Origin of the sequence: Pseudomonas sp. FeS53a, assembly GCF_000931385.1 — a bacterium.
Classification (GTDB): domain Bacteria; phylum Pseudomonadota; class Gammaproteobacteria; order Pseudomonadales; family Pseudomonadaceae; genus Metapseudomonas; species Metapseudomonas otitidis.
On sequence record NZ_JYFT01000031.1, the window covers coordinates 1 to 19775 of the forward strand.

The following is a 19775-nucleotide window of genomic DNA, read 5'->3' on the forward strand; positions in this document are numbered from 1 at the left end:
CCCCAGCCCCTGGGACAGCCCCAGCGGCTCCCCCAGCAGCCCGGCCGCCAGCGCCACTGCCGTAAGCGGGGCCACCGCCGTGAAGGTGGCCGCCTCCCCGCCGCTGACCCGCGACGAGCCGGCGTACCAGAGCAGGAAGCCCGCCGCCGTCGGCACCCAGGCGTACCACGCCAGCGCCCCCAGGGATGCCGGTGAAGGCCAGGCCAACGGCCCCTCCAGCAGGGCCGCCGGCGCCGACACCAGCAGCCCGAGGACGACCATGGCCGTGGCCTGCTGCACCGCGCCCAGCGGCTGGCGCATGCGCTTGTTGAGCAGGATGAATGCGCTCTCGCACAGCACCGCGCCGAACACGCAGAGCATCCCGAACCCGCTGCCCGGCCCGCTAGCCTTCCAGGCCACCGCCATCACCCCCAGGGTCGCCAAGGCCACGCTGGCCACCTGGCGCAGCCCCGGCCGCTCCCCCAGTACCAGCACCGAGAACAGCGCGGACACCGCCGGCAAGGTGCCGATGATCACCCCCGCATCCGCCGCCGGCAGGTGGGCCAGGCCCATCACCAGCAGCACCGTGTAGCCCACGCTGCCAGCGGCGGCCTGGAGCACCAGCAACACGCGGTCCCCCGCCCCCAGGCGCGGCCACGCTGCGCCCTGGCGCCGCAGCAGCCACAGCATCACCGGCAGGGCCAGGGCGAAGCGCAGCGCGGTGGCCTGGAACGGCGGCACGCTGCCCGCCAGAACCTTGGAAGCGATGACCGTGGTGCCCACCGTCATCATCGCCAGTGACAGCAGCAGATAGCCTTGCGCACGTCTCGACACCCCAACCTCCCGAATAGCCTCTCGCTGGATTGCGAGGCCCCATTCAGGCGCATCCGCCGCCTCGGTTCTTGAACGAAATTGATCTGCCAGGGCCCGTGCCCACCCTGGCTATACTGCGGCCTCGCACACGACCGGGAGCCGCACATGGCCGGCGGGACGCACACCGAAGCCTTCGACATCCAGCCCAGCCGCCTGGCCGGCGTGCTGGCCGTGGAAGCCACCTCGCAACGCGCCTTCGGCCGTCACACCCACGACGGCTTCGGCATCGGCGTCATCCTCCACGGGGCCCAGGACTCCGCCAGCGGCCGCGGCGAGGTGCGCGCCGAACCGGGCAGCCTGATCTCGGTGAACCCCAACGAAGTGCACGACGGCCGCCCCGTGGCGGACGGCCCGCGCAGCTGGCGCATGCTGTATTTCGACAGCGCCCTGATCGCCCGCGCGGCCGGGCTGCTCGACCAGAGCCCCGGCGTCGAGCTGGCCCACCCGGTGCTGCCCTGCAGCGCCACGCGACAGGCCTTCCTCACCTTGCACGCGGCCCTCACCGGGCCGGCCGACGAGCCCTGGTGGGAGGTGGCCGAGCAGGAACTGCTGCAGGTGCTGGGGGCGCTGCTGGAGGCACGTCGCGCCGACCCGCCGCGCCTGCCCACGGGCGCCGTGGCCCGGGCCATCCGGCGCCTGGACGAAGCGCCGGAGGAAGGGGTCAGCCTCAGCGAACTGGCGCGGGATGCCGGCGTCAGCCCCCATCACTTCCTGCGCGCCTTCAAGGCCGCCACCGCCCTGCCGCCCCACGCCTATCGCCTGCAACGCCAGTTGCAGAAAGCCCACCGCCAGTTGCTGGCCGGCGAGGCGCCGGTGCAGGCCGCCCTCGCCTGCGGCTTCGCCGACCAGAGCCACCTCAACCGCCATTTCACCCGTGCCTACGGCTACACGCCCGGTGTGCTGGCACGGGCGCTGCGCCGCTAGACGCTGCCCTCGCGCTCCACCACCAGGATGCGCGCCGCCCCACGGGGGTGGGCCACGTGCTCGCAACCGGGGCCGGCGTGGAACAGGTCGCCCACGCCCAGCAGCACCGCGTGCTCCTCGCCGCCCTCGCGGTAGCGCATCTCCACCTCGCCATCGAGCACCACGAAGACTTCGCTGCCGTCGTTGACGTGCCAGATGTACGGCTGGTCGGTCCAGTGCAGGCGCACCGTGGTGCCGTCGAGGTTGGCGATGTCCAGCGCGCCCCAGGCGCGCTCGGCATTGAAGTCGCGGCTGCGCACCACGCGCTGGCTCATGCGCGGCTCCCCAGGGGCGCGGCGGCCACCGGCGCTTTAGGCTTGCGGAACACCAGCAGGTTGCCGGCCATCACCAGCACCAGGCCGAGCAGCGCCGGGGCGGTCCAGGCATAGCCCTCGGCGAAGGCCGAGATGTTCAGCGCCACCACCGGGAACAGCACCGTGCAGTAGGCCGCGCGCTCCGGCCCCATGCGCCCCACCAGGGTCAGGTAGGCGGTGAAACCGATCACCGAACCGGGGATCGCCAGGTACAGCAACGAGCCGAGGTAGCGCGGGCTCAGGTCCAGGGTGAAGGGCGTGCCGCTGGCCAGGCACCACAGGGTCAGCAGCGAGGCGCCGTAGAACATGCCCCAGGCGTTGGTGGTCAGCGGCCGGTAGCCGGCCTTCTGCTGCAGGCTGGAAAGCATGTTGCCGGCGGAGAAGCACAGCGTGCCCAGCAGCGCCAGGCCGAGGCCCAGCCAGGTTTCGCGGCTGGCCTGGTGGCCGGCCAGCTCGGGCCAGAACAGCAGCGCCAGCCCGGCCAGGCCCAGGGCGCCGCCGGCCAGCACGTTGGCAGCGATGCGCTGGCCGAAGAACACCCGCGCATTCAGCGCGTTCCACAGGGTGGCGGTGGAGAACACCACGGCGATCAACCCGCTGGGGATCCACTGGCTGGCGGTGTAGAAGCACATGAAGTTGACGCAGAACAGGCACAGCCCCTGGGCCAGGCAGATCGCCTGCGCGCGGCCGTCGAGCTTCTGCAGGCGACGGCTGAGCAGCAGGATGGCGAACAGCACCACGGCCGCCAGGGCGAATCGGTAGGCAATGGACACGGGGATGGCCACCTCGCCCATCTGCAGCTTGATGGCGATCCAGGTGGTGCCCCAGATGAGCACGGTGAGCAGGTACAGCGAGAGGTTCATGGCGGTCTTCCGGTGGTGCGTCGAGTGGCCAGTCTCCCGCGCAGCCCGTCGGCCGGCTTGCAAAAACTTGCGCTTATCCACCGCGCCCCGCTGCCTCGCACGCCACGCCCGCGCTAGCATGGCGTTCGTCCCACGGAGGCTTTGTCCATGTCGCCACTGCTGCACCACCAGGTCTTCCAGTCGATGGCCAGTTCGCCCAACGCCCGCCTGGAGCGTTGCACCGAGCTGGGCGACGGCCTGGCCGCCGCGCAGTGGAGCAACCACCACGACGCCCGCGACTACGAAGGGCCGAGCCACCACACCCTGTCCTGCTACCTGGCCGGCGGCACCGGCACCTTCCGCCGCGAACGCCCCGACACCAAGGGCGCACCGGGCAAGCTGTGCATCATGCCGGCGGGGCACGACTCGTCCTGGGTGGTCAACGGCGAGATCCGCCTCGCCCACCTGTACATCCCGCCGGAGCAGTTCGCCCACGCCGCTGTCACCCTGCTGGACCGCGAACCCCGCGAGCTGGAGATGCGCGAAGCGACCTTCCTCGACGACCCCGAGCAGGTCCTCCGCTTCCAGCGCCTGGTCCAGCTGGACTGGCACGAACCGGGGGAGCGCCTGCTCACCACCAGCCTCGCCCACGAGATGCTCAACCACGCCCTGCTCACCCAGGTGGGGTTGCGCCAGGGCCCGCAGCTCAAGGGCGGCCTCGCCCCGGCCCTGCGCAAGCGGCTGATGGCCTACATCGAAGAGCACCTGGCCGAGCCCTTGAGCCTGGGCGAGCTGGCGGCCTTCTCGGCGCTCTCGGAGTACCACTTCGCGCGGATGTTCCGCGAAAGCTTCGGCCTGCCGCCGCACCAGTACGTCCTCGCCCGCCGCCTGGCCCACGCCCGCCACCTGCTGGCCCGCACCCCCCTGCCCCTGGGCGACGTCGCCCTCGCCTGCGGCTTCTCCAGCGCCAGCCACTTCAGCAACCGCTTCCGCCGCGCACTCGGCGGCACACCCGGCGAATACCGCGCGGCCATGAGCTGAATCCCCGTAGCCCGGGACCGGCCCTCGGCAACCCCGGACTGAAGTCCGGGCTACGGCTGCAAGCGCTATCGCGGTTGAAACCGCTCCCACGGAAAAGCCGTACCGGGGCCGTAAGGTGGGCCGGGCGGCGTTCCGCTTCAGCCCACCGCCGCAGCCGCCGGCCACACAGCACCGTAGCCCGGGCTTCAGCCCGGGACCGGCCCCCCTGGCAACCCCGGACTGAAGTCCGGGCTACGGCTGCATGCGCCATCGCGGTTGAAACCGCTCCCACGCGGGCTCCGCGACACCCTCTGGAAGGATGAGGCCTCGCTGCGGATGGCCCAGCGCATTGCGCAACGCCCCTCGGCACAAATAGAATGCGAAGCATTCCTATTTAATCGCTGTCCGAACCTTCCCGGAGCCTTCCTTGACCCACAGCCCGGCAGCCCCCGAGCAGGCGTTGCACAAGCTCTACAGCGACCACAGCGGCTGGCTCCGGCACTGGCTGCAACGCAAGCTCGGCTGCCCGCAGAGTGCTGCCGACCTGGCCCAGGACACCTTCCTCAAGGTGCTGCTGGGGCGCGAGGCGCATCGCATCCTCGAACCCCGAGCCTTCCTCACCACCCTCGCCAAGCGCGTGCTGGCCAACCACTACCGCCGCCAGGACATCGAGCGCGCCTACCTGCTGGCCCTCGCCGCGCTGCCGGAGGACGAGGCCCCCAGCGAGGAAGCCCGCGCCATCATCCTGGAGACCCTGGTGGAGCTGGACCGCCTGCTGGACGGCCTGCCGCCCCAGGCCAAGAAAGTCTTCCTGCTGGCCCAGGTGGACGGCTGCACCTACGCCGAGATCGCCGAGCAGCTCGGCCTCTCCCTCTCCAGCGTCAAGCGCTACATGGCCAAGGCCGCCGAGCGCTGCTACTTCGCGGAGTGCCTCTGATGGCCCTGCGCAAGAGCGGCGAGCCACGCATCGCCCCCGCCGTCGCCGCCCAGGCGGTGCAGTGGCTGGTGGAGCTGCAGGACGGCACGCCTTCGCGCCAGCGCGAGGAGGACTGGCAACGCTGGCGCGCCGCCGACCCGGAGCACGAGCGCGCCTGGCAGCGCATCGAATCGGTCAACCGGGGCCTGCGCGGGTTGAACACGCCCACCGCCCTCGCCGCGCTGGATGCCCCAGCCTCACGCGGCCGGCGCGAGGCCCTGAAGCTGCTCACCCTGCTGGTCATCGCCGGTGGTGGCGCCCTGGCGATGCGGGACAGCGAGCCACTGCTGGCCCTGCGCGCCGACCAGAGCACCGCCGTGGGCGAGCGCCGCCACCTGACCCTGGACGATGGCTCGACCCTGTCGCTGAACACCGACAGCGCGCTGGACATCCGCTTCGACGCCCGCCAGCGCCTGCTGCACCTGCGCCAGGGGGAAATGCTGGTGAACGCGGTGGACGAGGCGCGCCCGCTGCGGGTAGAAACGCCCCAGGGGCTGGTCCTGCTCAACGGCGGTCGCCTCGCCGTGCGCCTGCAGGACAGCCGCAGCCAGGTCAGCCTGTTCGCCGGCGATGCCCAGGTGTTCAGCCATGGCCAGCGCCTGGCGCTGCACCCCGGCCAGCGCCTGGACCTCGACGCCCGTGGCAGCGGGGCGGCCCAGGCGGTGGACGAGAACAGCGTGGCCTGGATCAACGGCATGCTGGTGGCCAGTTCCATGCGCCTGGGCGACTTCCTCGCCGAACTCGGCCGCTATCGCCACGGGCGCATCGGCTGCGACCCGGCCATCGCCGACCTGCGCCTCTCCGGCACCTACCCGCTGGACCACACCGACCGCATCCTCGCCCTGCTGCCGCGCACCCTGCCGGTGGAGGTGCGCAGTGTCACCCGCTACTGGATCAGCGTGCACCCCAGGGCCGCCTCCTGAGCCGCGCATCGGCCCTGTGAAAAAAATTTCCACCGACCTGAACCTTTTTCCCGGCCTCGCGTGACAGGGAAGGCAGAACCCCTTTCCCTCTCTCGACGAGTGCCGCCATGAACGCCGACCCGACCCTCCGCCGCTTCACCCGCACGCCCCTGGCCCGCGCCCTGCAACCGCTGCTGCTGGGCCTGAGCCTGGCCGCCGCCGGGCTGCCCACCGTCGCCAGCGCTCAGGATGCGGTGATCGGTGCCGACCAGCGCCAGGCCTTCGACATCCCGGCCGGCGCCCTGGAGCCCGCGCTCAACCGCTTCGGCCGCGAAGCCGGCGTGCTGCTGGCCTTCAGCCCGGAAATGACCCAGGGCCGCAGCACCCAGGGTCTGAAGGGCGAGTTCGGCGTGGCCGAAGGTCTCGACCGCCTGCTGGCGGGCAGTGGCCTGCGTGCCGAAGCCAGCGACGGTGGCTTCAGCCTGCGCAATGCCGACGACAGCCTGGCCCTGGAGATCGACCGCCAGGTGGTGGTCGGCTCCCGTGCACCGGTGAGCATCAGCGAGCTGCCGGGCACCGTCTGGGTGATCGACAGCCACCAGCTGCAGGAACAGACCAAGGGCGGCGTCCCCCTCAAGGAAGCCCTCGGCCAACTGATCCCGGGCCTGGACATCGGCCCCCAGGGCCGCACCAACTACGGCCAGAACATGCGCGGCCGCAGCGCCCTGGTGATGATCGACGGCGTCTCGCTGAACAGCTCCCGGGGCATCAGCCGCCAGTTCGACTCCATCGACCCGTTCAACATCGAGCGCATCGAAGTGCTCTCCGGTGCAAGTGCCGTATACGGCGGCGGCGCCACCGGCGGCATCATCAATATCGTCACCAAGCGCGCCGAGGCGGGCGAGGCGCGCTTCACCAGCGAAATCGGCGTGCGCAGCGGCTTCGAGACCCACCAGGACCACGACTGGCGCGTGGCCCAGTCGGTCAGCGGCGGCAGCGAGCAGGTCAAGGGCCGCGTCTCGGTGGCCTACCAGAAGAACGGCGCCGCCTACGACGGCAACGGCGACCAGGTGATGCTCGACATCACCCAGACCGACCTGCAGTACAACCAGGCGGTGGACGTGATGGGCAGCCTGGACTTCGCCTTCGACAACGGCCAGACCCTGAACCTGGGCATGCAGTGGTACGACTCCGGCTACGACGGCAAGAAGGGCGTGAACCTGGGGCGCGACTTCCAGGGCCTGCGCGGCCAGTCCCCCTTCGAGGTGCAAGGCGGCGCCAGCTTCGACCGCGAACCGCACACCGAGCGCCAGCAGTTCAACGCCACCTGGCACGTGCCGGAAGTGCTCGGCCACGACTTCTACCTGCAGGCCTACTACCGCAGCGAGGAGATGGCCTTCCAGCCCTACCCCTCCATCACCTTCACCAACGGCGCCATCGACACCAACCGCTCCTACTACTCCGCCTCGCAGCAGGACACCGACTACTTCGGCCTCAAGTCCGTGCTGGTCAAGGAATGGGACCGCGTCAGCCTGACCTACGGCGCCGACTTCGAGTGGGAGAGCTTCGATTCCGACCAGGCGCTGTTCAACCTCAACACCGCCGCCAACACCGGCGGGCTGGTGGCCGACGAGTACGCCCGCGTCGGCCGCTACCCGGGCATCGACACCGACAGCAAGTCGCTGTTCGCCCAGGCCAGCTGGAAGGCCACCGACGACCTGACCCTGTCCGCCGGCGTGCGCCACCAGCGCATCGGCAACGACGTCGGCTCCTTCGTCGCCGCCGCCCAGCAGATCCAGATCAGCAAGGGCAACGGCACCAGCGCCGACGCCGTACCCGGCGGCTCGAAGGACTACCAGGTGGACCTCTACAACGTCGGCGCCGTCTACAAGCTGAGCAAGGCACAACAGGTCTGGGCCAACTACTCCGAGGGCTTCGAGCTGCCCGACCCGGCCAAGTACTACGGCCAGGGCAGCTACACCCGGGTGGGCAACCACTGGAGCCTGGGCCGCCACGTCAACGTCGAGGACTCCGCCCTCGATGGCATCAAGACCAAGCAGGTGGAACTCGGCTGGCGCCACTACGCCGACGGCCTGGACGCCCAGCTGGCGGCCTTCTACGCCTGGTCGGACAAGAGCATCACCTACAACCGCACCACCCTGCTGGTGGAACAGCTGAGCAACAAGAAGCGCAACTACGGCCTCGAAGGCCAGGCCACCTACTGGCTGGACGACAACTGGCAGATCGGCGCCAGCGCCCTGGCCATCCGCTCCCAGCAGAAGATCGCGGACCGTTGGCAGAAGCAGGACGTCACCGCCGCCAGCCCGTCCAAGCTCACCGCCTTCGCCGGCTGGCAGGACGGCGAGACCAGCCTGCGCCTGCAGGCCGTGCGCAGCTTCAACCTCAGCGACGACGGCAACGTCCAGGCCAACGGCACCTTCGACGGCAACGACCACAGGATCGACGGCTACACCACCTTCGACCTGCTGGGCAGCCAGGCCCTGCCGGTGGGCACCCTCAACTTCGGCATCCAGAACCTGCTGGACAAGGACTACACCACCGTCTGGGGCCAGCGCGCCCAGGTGTTCTACGGCACCAACGCCACCGCCGACCTGTTCGACTACCACGGCCGTGGCCGCACCTACAGCCTGAGCTACAGCGTCGAGTTCTGAGCCGCCTGGCCCCGTCCCCGGGCTGAAGCCCGGGCTACATCGCCCCTCGGTCCACCCTGTGGGCTCACGGCGAACGCCCTTGGTGGATGGAAAGAGCGCCATCCACCCCGCGCAGCGACAACCTCTGCGTGGGCCAAGCATCTGCCCACCGCGCCATCCCTGTAGGGGCGACTTCAGTCGCCCGGCGGGCCGCAGGCCCGCCTGCGGCGAAGCATCAAAGCAGCGCCAGCACCCCACTCCCCAACGGCAGCAGGACGGCTGCCGGCAGCACCCAACGACCGCGCCAGGCCAGCAGGGCCGCCACCAGCAGGCCGGCGAGCATCACTTGGCAGAGCCAGAGGATGGTGCCGATCTCGCCGCCCTGGTCACTCACCGCCAGCACCAGGCCGACGCCGAAAGCGAGCACCGCGACGCCGCGCAGCAGGCGCGCCCGCGCCTGGGACAGCGCCCCCTGGAACAGCGCCTTGTGGTGGCGGGCCATGGCCAGGCTCAGCACCGTCATGGCCAGGTAGCAGAACGCGAATCCAAGCAACATCACGCGCGCTCCCCTGTCTGCTGCCGATACGGCTCGGAAGCCCGGCGCTCGCTTGCCGTGCGCCAGGCCAGCGCCGCGCAGAGCAGCCCGCAGCCGAGCAGGCTCAGGTCGATGCCCGCCAGCGCCCAGTCGCCGCGGCCGACGGTGGCCAGCAGGCTGGCCTGGTCACCGGTGAAGGCATTGAGCAGCGGCAGCCCGAGGGCCAGCAGGGCGAAGACGGCGAGCAGGTCGCGCGCCACCCGGCCGCTGTTGCGTCGCAGCACCGCCCAGACCGCTACCAGCAGCCAGGCACCGACGAAGACGCTGGCCTCCGCGCTGGCACGCTCGGCCAGGTCGGCAGGAATCAGGCGATTGCCGCAGAGCAGCGCCAGGCTGGCGATGGGCAGGCCACCGATCACCGCACCGTTCAGCGCACGCACCAGGCCGATGCCCCGGCTGCCGCGTGCCTCGCGCTTGGCCAGCCACACCTGCAGGCCGCCCACCACCATGGCGCAGCCCATCAGCCCCAGGAGCAGGTACAGGGCGCGGACGATCTGCCCGCCGAACTGGGCCATGTGCAGGTTGCTGAGCCAGGTGTAGCTGCGATAACCGGCCAGGTAGGGCTTCTGCTCGTGCAGCAGCTCGCCGCTGCCGGCGTCGTAGGAGAGGGTCCACTGGAAGCCCGCCACCCGCCGTGCATCGCTGCGGCGGATGTCCACCACGGCGGCCTCGTCAGCGGGGTGGTGGACGCTGATCCAACCCGGCTCGCCGCCGCCCCAGCGCTGTCGCGCATCCGCCAGCAGGCCATCGAGGGACACCGGCGGCGGGGCGGGGCGCTGCACCGCTTCGCGTTCGTAGCGGCCCAGCACGTCACCGAAGAAGGCCTTGGCGTCGCCGCCATAGGCGCGCTGGATACCGGCCGGCATGTAGTAGACGACGAAGATGACCAGCCCGGTGTAGGCGATCAGCAGGTGAAACGGCAGCCCGAGCACGCCGAACAGGTTGTGGGCGTCGAGCCAGGCGCGCTGGCCGTTGGCCTTGGGCCGCAGGGTGAAGAAGTCCTTGAAGAAGCGCCGGTGGATGATGATGCCGCTGACCAGCGCCACCAGCATGAACAGGCCGGCCAGGCCGACGATGTACAGCCCGATCATGCCGGCGTGGAGGTCGTAGTGCAGGGTGAACCAGAAGCGACCGCCGAGGGTGTCCGGCAGCACCTCGCCCGTGGCCGGGTCGAGGGCGAAGCGGCGGATCTCGCTTTCGTCCGCCGGCTCGTAGCCGGCCCACCAGAATGGCTCGCGCTCGCTCGGCGGGCGCATCCAGAGGGCATGGGCATCAGGGGCCTGGGCCAGCAGCAGTTCGCGCACCCGGTCGAGGGAGAGTGCCTGTTCGCCCGGCACCTGCAGCGTGGGGCGCATCCAGCGCTCCAGTTCCTTGTCGAAGCAGGCGAGGCTGCCGCCGAAGAGGATGACGAACAGCAGCCAGGACGGCAGCAGGCCGCCCCAGGTGTGCAGGCCGGCCATGGATTGTCGCAGGCTCATGGACGCACTCCGTAGTCACCGGGCAGGTAGGCCGCGAGGGCCAGCAGCAGGGCCAGACTCGCCAGCACCAGCCAGGCACGCCAGGCCGAGCGGGCACCAAAGGCATAGAGGATCGCCGCCGTGTACACCGCGAAGCAGCCCAGGCTGGCGAAGGTGACACGGTCGGCACGGGCCAGCGGCAGGTGGACGGTGAGGAAGGCGGTGGCCAGGTAGGCCACCGCGTATCCACCGATCACCGCCGCCAGCACGCGCGAGGCGACGGCCCGGCGCGTGGAGGGGGTGGCGTTGCTCACGTCGTTCCTTTCATGGGGTTACCAGTTGTAGGTGGCGCTGGCGGTCAGGGTGCGACCGTAGCCGTAGTAGCAGGCCTGGGCGTCGCAGGAGCTGGCGTACTCCTTGTCCGCGAGGTTGCTGGCGTTGAGGGCCAGGCGCAGCCCGTCGAGCTGGTAGTGGATGCTGGCGTCGAACAGGGTGTAGCCACCGGTTTCCACTTCGAGCACGCGGGGGCCGTACAGCCCGAAGAAGGGGTTCTGCCCGGTGAAGGAGGTCTCGCCGATGTAGCGTGCGCCACCCCCGACGCCGAAGCCCGCCAGGGGGCCGCCCTGGAGGGTGTAGTCCAGCCACAGGCCGGCCTGCTCGCGGGGCACGAATTGCAGGCGCGCGCCCTCTTCCCAGGCGTTGACGCTCTTCTGGATGCGCGCATTGGTGCGGCTGTAGCTGGCGGTCAGGTCGAGGCCGTCGGCCAGGTTGGCCAGGGCCTCGATCTCCAGGCCCTTGCTGCGCACCTCGCCGACCTGGCGACGCTCGTTGGGGTTGTTGGGGTTAGTGCTGACGACGTTCTGCTTGGTGATGTCGAACAGCGCCAGGCTGACGAAGCTGCGGGCGCCCTCGGGCTGGAACTTGATGCCCACCTCGTACTGCTTGCCGGTTTCCGGGTCGAAGGGCCGGCCGCTGAGCGGGTCGCTGGAGGTGCTGGGGTTGAAGGATTCGCTGTAGCTGACATAGGGCGCCAGGCCGTTGTCGGCGACGTAGACCAGGCCGACACGGCCCGTGAAGGCTTCGTCGTCACGGCTGGTGCGCGAGCCGTTGAGGTTGCTCTCGGTCTCGCTACGGGCGAGGTCGTAGCGCCCCCCCAGCAGCAGGTGCCAATGGTCGTCGAAGGCGATCTGGTCCTGGGCGTAGAAACCGGTCTGGCGCCGGGTGATGTCGTTGTCGGCATCCTTGGCCGGCCACGGCACCGTCTGGCCATACACCGGGTTGAGCAGGTTCAGGCTGGGGGCACTGCCGAAGCGGCTGATCTCGTGGGCCGAGACGCGGCGCCAGTCCAGGCCCATCAGCAGGGTATGGGCCAGCGGGCCGGTGTCGAAGTTCACCTGGGCCTGGTTGTCCACCGTCCAGCCGTCGAACTGCTCGTCCTTGTCGTTGGCGGTGCGCGACAGGGTGGTACCGGCGAAGGAGACGCCGCTGTTGTTGAGGTAGCGGTAGTCGAAGTTCATCCGCTCGTAGCGCAGGTTCTGCCGCAAGGTCCAGCTGTCGTTCAGGCGGTGGGACAGCTCGTAGCCGAAGGAGGTGTAGGCGCGGTAGAAGCGGTTGAAGCCCGGTTCCCCCTCGTAGAAATCGTCGTCGCGGTTGGCCGGCAGGCGGAAGGCGCTCATCAGCACCGGGGAGAAGCGGCGGCTGAAGGCGAAGTCGCCCTCGTCCTTCTGGTACATGCCGAACAGCGTCAGCTCGGTGTCGTCGCTGGGGCGCCAGGTGAGGGTCGGGGCCAGGGCCTGGCGCTGGTTGCCAGTCTTGTCCACCTGGCCATTGGCGTCATTGCCGAGGAAGGTGACGCGGTAGAGCAGTTGGCCCTGGTCATCGAGGGGGCCGCCGAAATCCCCGGCCAGCTCGCCCAGGTCATCACTGCCGGCGCGCACGCGCACTTCGTGCAGCGGGGTGTCCGGGGCGCGCTTGCTCACCAGGTTGACGATGCCGCCGGGCTCGCTCTGGCCATAGAGCACCGAAGCCGGGCCGCGCAGCACTTCCACGCGCTCCAGCAGGTAGGCGTCCGGGCGGGCCAGGCCGTAGGTGCTGCGGTTGAGCATCAGGCCATCACGGTAGGTGGAGCCCTTGGCGTCGAAGCCGCGCAGGCTCATCCAGTCGTAGCGCGGGTCGTAGCCGTAGGGGGTGCTGACGCTGGGGCTGTAGCGCAGGGCCTCCTCCACCGTGGCGACGCCGCGGGCCTGCATCTGCTCGCGGCTGATCACGGTGATGGACTGCGGGGTTTCGAGGATCGAGGCGTCGGTCTTGGTGCCGGTGCGGGTGCGTTTGGCCACATAGCCGCCCACCGGGCCGACGGCGGTGTCGCCCACGGAGCTGCCGGTGATGTTCAGGCTGTCCAGCTCCAGTTGCCCGTCGTCGGACGGAGCCGGCTCCAGGCGATAGCCGCCATCGGCCATCTGGTGGGCACGCAGGCCGGAGCCGGCCAGCAGTTGGGCGAAACCCTGCTCCACCGGATAGCGCCCCTGCAGGCCAGAACTGCGCCGGCCTGCGGTCAGCGCCGGATCGAAGCTCAGCAGTACGCCGGCCTGGCGGGCGAAGGCATTGAGGGCGCTGTCCAGCGAACCGGCGGGGACCCGGTACTCCTGGGCGACCGGGGCAGCGAGCGCCAGGGTGGGCAATGCCGCCAGCGGCAGGCTGAGGCTGAGCAGGGCCGCGCGCACGGCGCGGGCAAGGGATTCCGGGGAGCGTTGAACGGCCATGTTGGGTCCTTCGAAAGCCATGAAGAATGGGGATGCGAAGGGAGGCCGAACGAGTTCGGAAAACCTGCAGAACTTCATGAGAATTATTTTCAGCCAGCCAGGTACTCAGGCGCTGGCAGGGGCCAGGGTCACCCACCAGCGGGTGCGGTACACCACCCGGACCGGCAAGGTGCGGGCCACGGCAGCCAGGGCACGCTCGCTGTCGTCCAGGGGAAACACCCCGGAGATGCGCAACCCGGCCACCGCCGGGTCGCAGCGCAGCACGCCGTGGCGCTGGCGGTCGAATTCGGCGACGAACTCGTCCAGGCGCATGTCCCTGGCCACCAGTACGCCGTCCAGCCAACCGGCGCGGTCCGCCTCGGCACGCTGGGGCTCGGTCATGCCGTGGGCGTCGAACTGGCTCTGCCAGCCTTCCTTCAGGACCCGGGCACTGCCTTCTCGGGGGCTGACTTCGACCGCGCCGGCGTACACGGCGAGCTGGATGCGGTCCAGCCGCTGGCGCACCAGGAACCGGGTGCCCAGGGCCCGCAGCATGCCGGCCCCGGTATCCACCAGGAACGGACGGCGGGAGGGGTCGGCGGCGGTTTCGACGAGGATCTCGCCCTGGTACAGGCGCAGCAGGCGACGGTCGGCGTCGTAGTCGATGTCCACGGCGCTGCCGGCGTTCAGGTGCAGCCGACCACCGTCCGGCAGGCCAACGGAACGGCGTTCGCCGGTGCCGGTGCGCAGGTTGGCCAGCCAGGGCTGGAAGGTGGACGGCCCATGGACGCCCAGCACGCCGGCGCCACCAGCGGCCAGCAGGATCGCCAGGGCCTTGAGCGCCCGACGGCGCTGCGGGTCATGCCGGGCGCCCTCCAGCGCTGCGTGGCCAAGGGCTGCGGGGATGCCGGCGAAGCGCCCACCCAGGGCCTCCAGCCGCTGCCACGCCAGTTCATGCTCGGGATGCGCGCTCCGCCACTGCTGGCAGGCCGTGAAGGCTTCGGCCGCGCAGGTACCGGAAGCCAGGCGCACGCGCCAGGCGATGGCCTGCTCCACCACCTGGGGGTCGAGTGCGCTCATGAATAGACCGCCTTGTAGCAATGGGTCAGGGCCTGGGTCATGTACTGCTGGATGGAACTCACCGACAGCCCCAGGCGCGCGGCGATCTGCGGGTAGGTCAGGCCATCGAGCTGGGACAGCAGGAAGGCTTCGCGCACGCGGGGCTTGAGGCCATCCAGCAGGCGGTCGATCTCCAGCAGGGTTTCCAGGATCAGTTCGCGGGACTCGGGCGAAGGCGCCTCGTGCTCCGGCAGGCTGGCCAGCGCCTCCAGGTAGGCGCGCTCCAGGCTGGCGCGGCGGTAATGGTCCACCAGCAAGCCCCGGGCGATGGTGGCGAGGAAGGCGCGCGGCTCACGGACCTCGCGGGACTCGCGCTGTTGCAGCACCCGCACGAAGGTGTCCTGGGCCAGGTCGGCGGCGTTGTGCGGACAGCCGAGGCGTTGCCGCAGCCAGCCCAGCAGCCAGCTGTGGTGACCGCGGTAGAGCTCGGTGATGGGGGAGGTAGGTTGCAGCGACACGGCTGACCTCGGCGGACGTCCAACGCAAATGCGAAATAATTGCAGTTGCGAATGCTGTCACGCCGCCCTTCCCCAGCGCAAGTGCCGCCGGGCCGCGCGACCCGAGGTTTGCCGTTTGCGACAGACGTCGTGAAACCGGCTTTCCGTTCGTCCAATCGGTTCGAACTTTGCAACGGCCACCCCAGTCAATCGATCCAGTGCATCAACCAGGTGGCTCACCATGTACAACCCCTTCCAGATCCTGACCGATGCCTTCCAGGCCGATTACCGGGTCAACCTCAGCCTGGAACGGCTCGACGGCAACATCATGCTCACCCTCGCCGACGACAGCGGCGTGGTGGCGCGGCGGATGATCAGCCCCGCCCAGCGCAACGACCCGAAGCGCCTGCAGCGGGTGATCGAGAGCATCCGCTTCGGCATCGCCATCGAAAAAGGCGGCAACGTCAGCGAAATGCTCACCGCCATGACCAGCGGCAAGCCCCTGCCACCGCTGGCCCGCCCACGGGTGGGCGGCACCGGCGGCAGCCTGGGCGCGGGTTACTGAGGCCGATCAGGACTCGTCGTCCAGGGTCCGCGAATCCAGCAGTTTGCGGCGCGGGTGGGTGGTTTCGCTGGCCACCGCCGGGAAGCGCGACGAGGCATAGCGCACCACCAGGATCGACAGCGCCAGCAGCAGGATCGCACCGCAGACGTACACCAGGCTCTCGTCCGGCCGGTTGTGGTGCGAAACGTCGGAGATCAGCAGGCGCGTCAGTGCCGTGATGGCCACGTAGATCAGGAAGCGCACCGGCATGTGGTTGGTCTTGAAGTAGATCCCCACCATCGCCCCCAGCTCCAGGTAGATGAACAGCAGCAGGATGTCATCCACCGTGATGTGCCCCTTCTCCACCATCCCCAGGAACGCCACCACCGCCGCCCAGGCGGTGATCCCGCCGATGGCGAACAGCGCCAGGTAGTGGAATGCCTCCACCAGCAGATTGCCCAGCGACTCGGCCAGGCCGTGCATGTTTTCGCGCAAGGCTTCCGCCCATTTGATCTTCACGTCATTACTCCCCGGTACGTCTGGTTGGCCTAGCGTGGCGCCTGTGCATGACGGTTCGTCCATGCACGAGCGAGGCCACGGCAGCGGATGAGATGCCAAGGTGCGACGTTGCGCCACGGGACAGGTTGTCGCAGGCCGGCAAGCACGAAGCCGAAGGCTGGGCTATGAAAGAAATCGTTGACGAAAGGGAACGCCCCAAATACTGTACGCACATACAGTATTTCCATATTGACGCTTGCAAAGGTGAGAGGTGATGAATGGCCGTCGAAGTGGTGTACCGCAGCAGCCGCGATCCGGAGCGCCTGTTCATGGATAAGGCCGAAGCGGATCGTTACGACAAGATGCTGGAGCTGGCCGAATCCCTGGCCGGTGTGCTGCACAAGGCCGTGCCCTCCCTCAGCGAGCAGCAGGTCGAAGACCTCGGCATCTACATGGCCCGCAACCGCGACATCTTCGCCCGCGCCTTCAAGAACCAACCCGACGCCCTGGCCGAACTGGAGTCTGCCGAGGCGGAGTGACCGATTCCCCCGCTTGCAGGCGATGCCCGTCCTGCACCGAGCCCGCTGCCCCGGCGGGCTTTTTTTATTCCGCGACGGCACCTTGCGCCGTTTGTTCAAGCCTCGGTGACCACCGGCCGCCACGCTGGAAGCCCCTCGTCCAAGGAGCTTCCGCCATGCGATTCCTGCTTGCCCGCCTCTACGCCCCCGGTTTTCTCTTCGGCTTCCTCGCCCTGGCCCTGTGGATAAGCGAGCGCCTGCCGCTAACCGGGCTGCTGGCCCTGGTACCGGCGGCCATCGCCGTCTCCTTCATCGCGGAAGCCTGGCTGCCCTACGAGCGGGACTGGAACCGCAGCCACCGCGACCGCCTGCGCGATGCCTTGCACGCCGTGGTCAACGAAGGGCTCAACTGCCTGGGCATCCTGGTGATCCCCCTGAGTGCGGCGCTGCTGCCGGAGGCCGGGCTCTGGCCCCATCACTGGCCGCTGGCGTTGCAACTGCTGGTTGCCATCATCGTCGCCGACCTGGGCATCACCCTCATGCACTACGCCAGCCACCGTGTCGGCGCTCTCTGGCGCCTGCATGCCGTACACCACAGCGTGAAGCGCATGTACGGCTTCAACGGCCTGATGAAGCACCCGCTGCACCTGGGCTGCGAAGCCCTGGCCGGCACCCTGCCGCTGTTGCTGCTGGGCATGCCGGAACGGGTCGCCGCCCTCCTCGCCCTGGCCATCACCCTCCAGCTGCTGCTCCAGCACAGCAACGTCGACATGCGCATCGGCGCACTGCGCCACGTGTTCGCCTGGGCACCGGTACACCGCTTCCACCACATGAAGTACGGCCGGGCCGGCGACGTGAACTTCGCCCTGTTCCTCAGCGTCTGGGACAGGCTGCTCGGCACCGCCTTCCACAGCGACTACCCCATGCGCGGCGACGACCTGGGCATCGGCAGCCGCCCCGACTACCCCGACGCCTACCTCGCGCAACTGGCCGAACCCTTCCGCACAAGCCCAGCCCAACACCCCAGCCCGGAAGTGCCGCAGGAATTGATGCGTTCGTAGACCGCCGAACTCCGCGCCGTGCCCTGTAGGGGCGACTTCAGTCGTCCAGCAGGTGAAGTTGCAGGTTGCCGAGGTTGCGGTCAGCGCGGATGCCGAAGGTGGCGCGCATGGTGCGGGAGAAGTGCGCGGCGTCGGCGAAACCGGCGCCGTGGGCAGCCTGGGTGAGGGATTGGCCTTCCAGGCCCAGGCGCACGGCGAGGCGCAGGCGGCGCCAGAGCACCAGGCGGCGGACCGACAGGCCGACCTGCTCGCCGAACAGGCGCTCCAGCTGGCTGAGGGAGAGGCAGGCGCGGCTGGCCAGGGCCTGGGCGCTGACCTTGTCGGCCAGCAGTTCGTCCACCTCGTCCAGGGCCCTTTGCAGGCGAGCATCCAGCGTCGGGCGCGGCGCGGCCAGCAGGCATTCGGCCAGGGCCTGCAGGTCCGTACCGGCGTTGGCTACCAATGCGTGCAATGCCTGGGGAGCGAAGGCCAGGGGTTCGGCGTAGACGGCCAGCAGCACCTGGCCAGGCAGGGCCAGCGCGTGCTCGCGCATGGACTCCACCAGCACCGCCTGGCCGCTCACGGGCTCGCCTTCCACCAGCAGGTGCACGGGAGCCCCGCGTGCCAGCAGGACCTGGTGGGCGTAATGGGCATGAGGTCGGGTGTCGCCGTTGGCACCGTCGATCAGGCAGAAGTCACGGGCCAGCCAGAGGGCGCCTTGCCAGGGGGACTCGATCATCGAGGACATGTTGTCGGTTGCGGGGTGGACAGCTTCAGGGGGCGGGGCGCCGAGGGCAAGGGTCGGCGGCGATGACGGGTTGATGCCGTCGATCACGGGGCCCTGTAGGGGCGACTTCAGTCGCCAAGGGCAGCGCAGCGGCCCCAATGCCCCAAAGCGGGCAAACGAATTCACCCCTACACCGCTGCAACCGGCAGCAATGGTGCTCCGCCGTAGTGTGGGCCGGGCGGCGTTCCGCTTCAGCCCACCAGCACAGGCACCGCGTGGGCTGAAGCCCACCCTACGGGACGGTGTGCAGCGGCGGCTCGGCGATGCGGGCCGACTTGAGGCGTTTTCCCACAGTGGGAAAGGACAATGCCCGAGGCGGGCCGATTGTTCGCTCAATACCCCCTCCCTATCCTCCGGCGGTCGCGGTCAATCCCGTGACCAGGCGTTGACGGCCTGAAGAGATGGCGCATCGTGCCCCTGGCACATGTGGAAGTATGCGTTTGCCCCTTACTTTCACATCGCTCTATGGCGGACTGCGTGGGGAGACCGAAAGGTCTGCCGGTCTACATCTCGCCGGTTCGTCAACCCCACGTGGTCCGCCACCCTTACATTGACGAAACAGAGTGGCGGCTCCTTTCCCCAGAGATGGAGCTTCACGATGCACGATGCATATCCCGCCCTGACCTTCCTCCGCCATAACCGTCCGCTGCGTGCGCTGATGCTGGATAACCAGCCCTGGTTCGTCGCGGTGGATTTCGCCCGTCTCCTGGGCATGCAGCATCCGCAGACCTTGCACCGCCGCGTGGGCAGCGACCATGCGCGGCGCGTGTTCCTTGCCTGCTCCAGCAGCCTTGAAGAGCCGGTGGACGTGATCAGCGAAGCCGGCCTGTACAAGGCGCTGGTGCGCTTCGGCCATCCGGAGAACGCCCATCTGGAGCGCTGGCTGAATCGCGAGGTGATCCCTACGTTGCGCGATGCCCACGCGGCGGACGGCAACGCGCCACGCCGGGTGCTGCTGAGGTGGCAGGGCACGCGGGTGGTGATGCTGAACTGGCAGGGCGAGCTCTGGGTGCCGCTGGAGGACATGCCGAGCCTGGTGCATCTGGGTTAGCGGCAGGTCGCTTTTTGTGGGAGCGGTTTCAACCGCGAAAGCTCCGTGCCAAACCAATCGCGAATGAATTCGCTCCTACGGGGAGACTCTTGCCGGTCGGCCTTCCCGGGCTGAAGCCCGGGCTACGGGCTGGGTTAGCGGCATACCGCTTTTTGTGGGAGCGGTTTCAACCGCGAAAGTCCGTGCGACGAACCTGATCGCGAATGAATTCGCTTGTATGTCCTAGGGTGAGACCTGTCGGGGGCGGAGGGACTGAATTCGCTTCTGCTAGTCAGACCGTGGGAGAAATCTCCCGCCCCTCACCTCACTGCAAGCGCCGATAAGGAATCCATCGGCTCAGGATCGCCCCCTGAGACCGACCATATCTGCAAGCCTGCGCCAACGTGAGCCCCCGACAGGTCGTTTCATCTTGGCCCTGGGAGCTCACCATGACAATGCACTGTACCGTGATTGGGATCGACGTAGCCA

General features: G+C 69.1%; 20 protein-coding genes. 9 read left to right on the forward strand and 11 right to left on the reverse strand.

The features are described 5' to 3' along the window. A partial coding sequence (locus SZ55_RS08875; protein WP_044404414.1) for a DMT family transporter occupies positions 1-813 on the reverse strand: 813 nt, incomplete at its 3' end. Positions 814-957: 144 nt separating this feature from the next. Here SZ55_RS08875 and SZ55_RS08880 point away from each other — a divergent pair. Next, a complete protein-coding gene (locus SZ55_RS08880) occupies positions 958-1776 on the forward strand; it encodes an AraC family transcriptional regulator (protein ID WP_044404367.1) in 819 nt (272 codons plus the stop codon). Here SZ55_RS08880 and SZ55_RS08885 read toward each other — a convergent pair. After that, positions 1773-2090: a cupin domain-containing protein gene (locus tag SZ55_RS08885; protein WP_044404370.1), complete on the reverse strand. Its 318-nt coding sequence runs from the start codon at positions 2088-2090 to the stop codon at positions 1773-1775. The two genes, SZ55_RS08880 and SZ55_RS08885, sit on opposite strands and share 4 nt — an antisense overlap. Beyond that, the gene (locus SZ55_RS08890) at positions 2087-2992 is read right to left on the reverse strand and encodes a DMT family transporter (protein WP_044404373.1); all 906 of its coding nucleotides are present in this window, start codon (positions 2990-2992) and stop codon (positions 2087-2089) included. The genes SZ55_RS08885 and SZ55_RS08890 overlap by 4 nt, the downstream gene beginning before the upstream one ends. A 147-nt stretch (positions 2993-3139) precedes the next feature. Here SZ55_RS08890 and SZ55_RS08895 point away from each other — a divergent pair, with 147 nt between their 5' ends. From SZ55_RS08895 to SZ55_RS08910, 4 genes are all read left to right on the forward strand, one after another. Next, complete coding sequence (locus SZ55_RS08895) at positions 3140-4012, forward strand: helix-turn-helix domain-containing protein (protein ID WP_044404377.1); 873 nt, start codon at positions 3140-3142, stop codon at positions 4010-4012. 406 nt (positions 4013-4418) lie between these two features. Continuing rightward, the gene (locus SZ55_RS08900) at positions 4419-4928 is read left to right on the forward strand and encodes a sigma-70 family RNA polymerase sigma factor (RefSeq protein WP_044404380.1); all 510 of its coding nucleotides are present in this window, start codon (positions 4419-4421) and stop codon (positions 4926-4928) included. After that, positions 4928-5890: a FecR domain-containing protein gene (locus tag SZ55_RS08905; protein ID WP_044404383.1), complete on the forward strand. Its 963-nt coding sequence runs from the start codon at positions 4928-4930 to the stop codon at positions 5888-5890. The genes SZ55_RS08900 and SZ55_RS08905 overlap by 1 nt, the downstream gene beginning before the upstream one ends. A gap of 107 nt (positions 5891-5997) precedes the next feature. Beyond that, positions 5998-8541, forward strand: coding sequence for a TonB-dependent receptor (locus SZ55_RS08910; RefSeq protein ID WP_236692399.1), 2544 nt, complete (start codon positions 5998-6000; stop codon positions 8539-8541). A gap of 214 nt (positions 8542-8755) precedes the next feature. On the opposite strand, the gene SZ55_RS08915 is transcribed toward SZ55_RS08910, so the two are convergent. From SZ55_RS08915 to SZ55_RS08940, 6 genes are all read right to left on the reverse strand, one after another. Continuing rightward, positions 8756-9076 carry a DUF3325 domain-containing protein gene (locus tag SZ55_RS08915; RefSeq protein WP_243899356.1) on the reverse strand — a complete coding sequence of 107 codons (321 nt, stop codon included), beginning with the start codon at positions 9074-9076 and terminating at the stop codon, positions 8756-8758. Continuing rightward, entirely contained in the window at positions 9076-10593 is a 1518-nt protein-coding gene (locus SZ55_RS08920) for a PepSY-associated TM helix domain-containing protein (RefSeq protein WP_044404389.1), read from the reverse strand. The genes SZ55_RS08915 and SZ55_RS08920 overlap by 1 nt, the downstream gene beginning before the upstream one ends. Further along, positions 10590-10886 carry a DUF3649 domain-containing protein gene (locus SZ55_RS08925; RefSeq protein ID WP_044404391.1) on the reverse strand — a complete coding sequence of 99 codons (297 nt, stop codon included), beginning with the start codon at positions 10884-10886 and terminating at the stop codon, positions 10590-10592. Before SZ55_RS08925 ends, SZ55_RS08920 begins: the two co-directional genes overlap by 4 nt. An 18-nt stretch (positions 10887-10904) precedes the next feature. After that, a complete protein-coding gene (locus SZ55_RS08930) occupies positions 10905-13334 on the reverse strand; it encodes a TonB-dependent siderophore receptor (RefSeq protein ID WP_052807567.1) in 2430 nt (809 codons plus the stop codon). A 105-nt stretch (positions 13335-13439) separates the two neighbouring features. After that, positions 13440-14393 (reverse strand): FecR domain-containing protein, encoded by a 954-nt coding sequence (locus tag SZ55_RS08935; protein ID WP_044404394.1) that lies wholly within the window; start codon positions 14391-14393, stop codon positions 13440-13442. Continuing rightward, positions 14390-14884 carry a sigma-70 family RNA polymerase sigma factor gene (locus SZ55_RS08940; protein ID WP_044404423.1) on the reverse strand — a complete coding sequence of 165 codons (495 nt, stop codon included), beginning with the start codon at positions 14882-14884 and terminating at the stop codon, positions 14390-14392. The genes SZ55_RS08935 and SZ55_RS08940 overlap by 4 nt, the downstream gene beginning before the upstream one ends. Positions 14885-15110: 226 nt before the next feature. Between SZ55_RS08940 and SZ55_RS08945 the strand changes: the two genes are divergently transcribed. Continuing rightward, positions 15111-15434, forward strand: coding sequence for a DUF3509 domain-containing protein (locus SZ55_RS08945; protein WP_044404397.1), 324 nt, complete (start codon positions 15111-15113; stop codon positions 15432-15434). A 6-nt stretch (positions 15435-15440) separates the two neighbouring features. Here SZ55_RS08945 and SZ55_RS08950 read toward each other — a convergent pair whose 3' ends face one another. After that, entirely contained in the window at positions 15441-15932 is a 492-nt protein-coding gene (locus SZ55_RS08950) for a phosphate-starvation-inducible protein PsiE (RefSeq protein WP_044404401.1), read from the reverse strand. Between the two features lie 257 nt (positions 15933-16189). On the opposite strand from SZ55_RS08950, the gene SZ55_RS08955 reads away from it, so the two are divergent. Together SZ55_RS08955 and SZ55_RS08960 are read left to right on the forward strand one after the other, a co-directional pair. Next, positions 16190-16450: a YebG family protein gene (locus tag SZ55_RS08955; protein WP_044404404.1), complete on the forward strand. Its 261-nt coding sequence runs from the start codon at positions 16190-16192 to the stop codon at positions 16448-16450. Positions 16451-16605: 155 nt separating this feature from the next. Further along, positions 16606-17490 (forward strand): sterol desaturase family protein, encoded by an 885-nt coding sequence (locus SZ55_RS08960; RefSeq protein ID WP_044404407.1) that lies wholly within the window; start codon positions 16606-16608, stop codon positions 17488-17490. 37 nt (positions 17491-17527) lie between these two features. Here SZ55_RS08960 and SZ55_RS08965 read toward each other — a convergent pair whose 3' ends face one another. Then, the gene (locus SZ55_RS08965) at positions 17528-18208 is read right to left on the reverse strand and encodes a helix-turn-helix domain-containing protein (RefSeq protein WP_044404410.1); all 681 of its coding nucleotides are present in this window, start codon (positions 18206-18208) and stop codon (positions 17528-17530) included. 646 nt (positions 18209-18854) lie between these two features. Between SZ55_RS08965 and SZ55_RS08970 the strand changes: the two genes are divergently transcribed. After that, positions 18855-19307 (forward strand): BRO-N domain-containing protein, encoded by a 453-nt coding sequence (locus tag SZ55_RS08970; RefSeq protein WP_044404412.1) that lies wholly within the window; start codon positions 18855-18857, stop codon positions 19305-19307. Positions 19308-19775 lie beyond the last annotated feature (468 nt).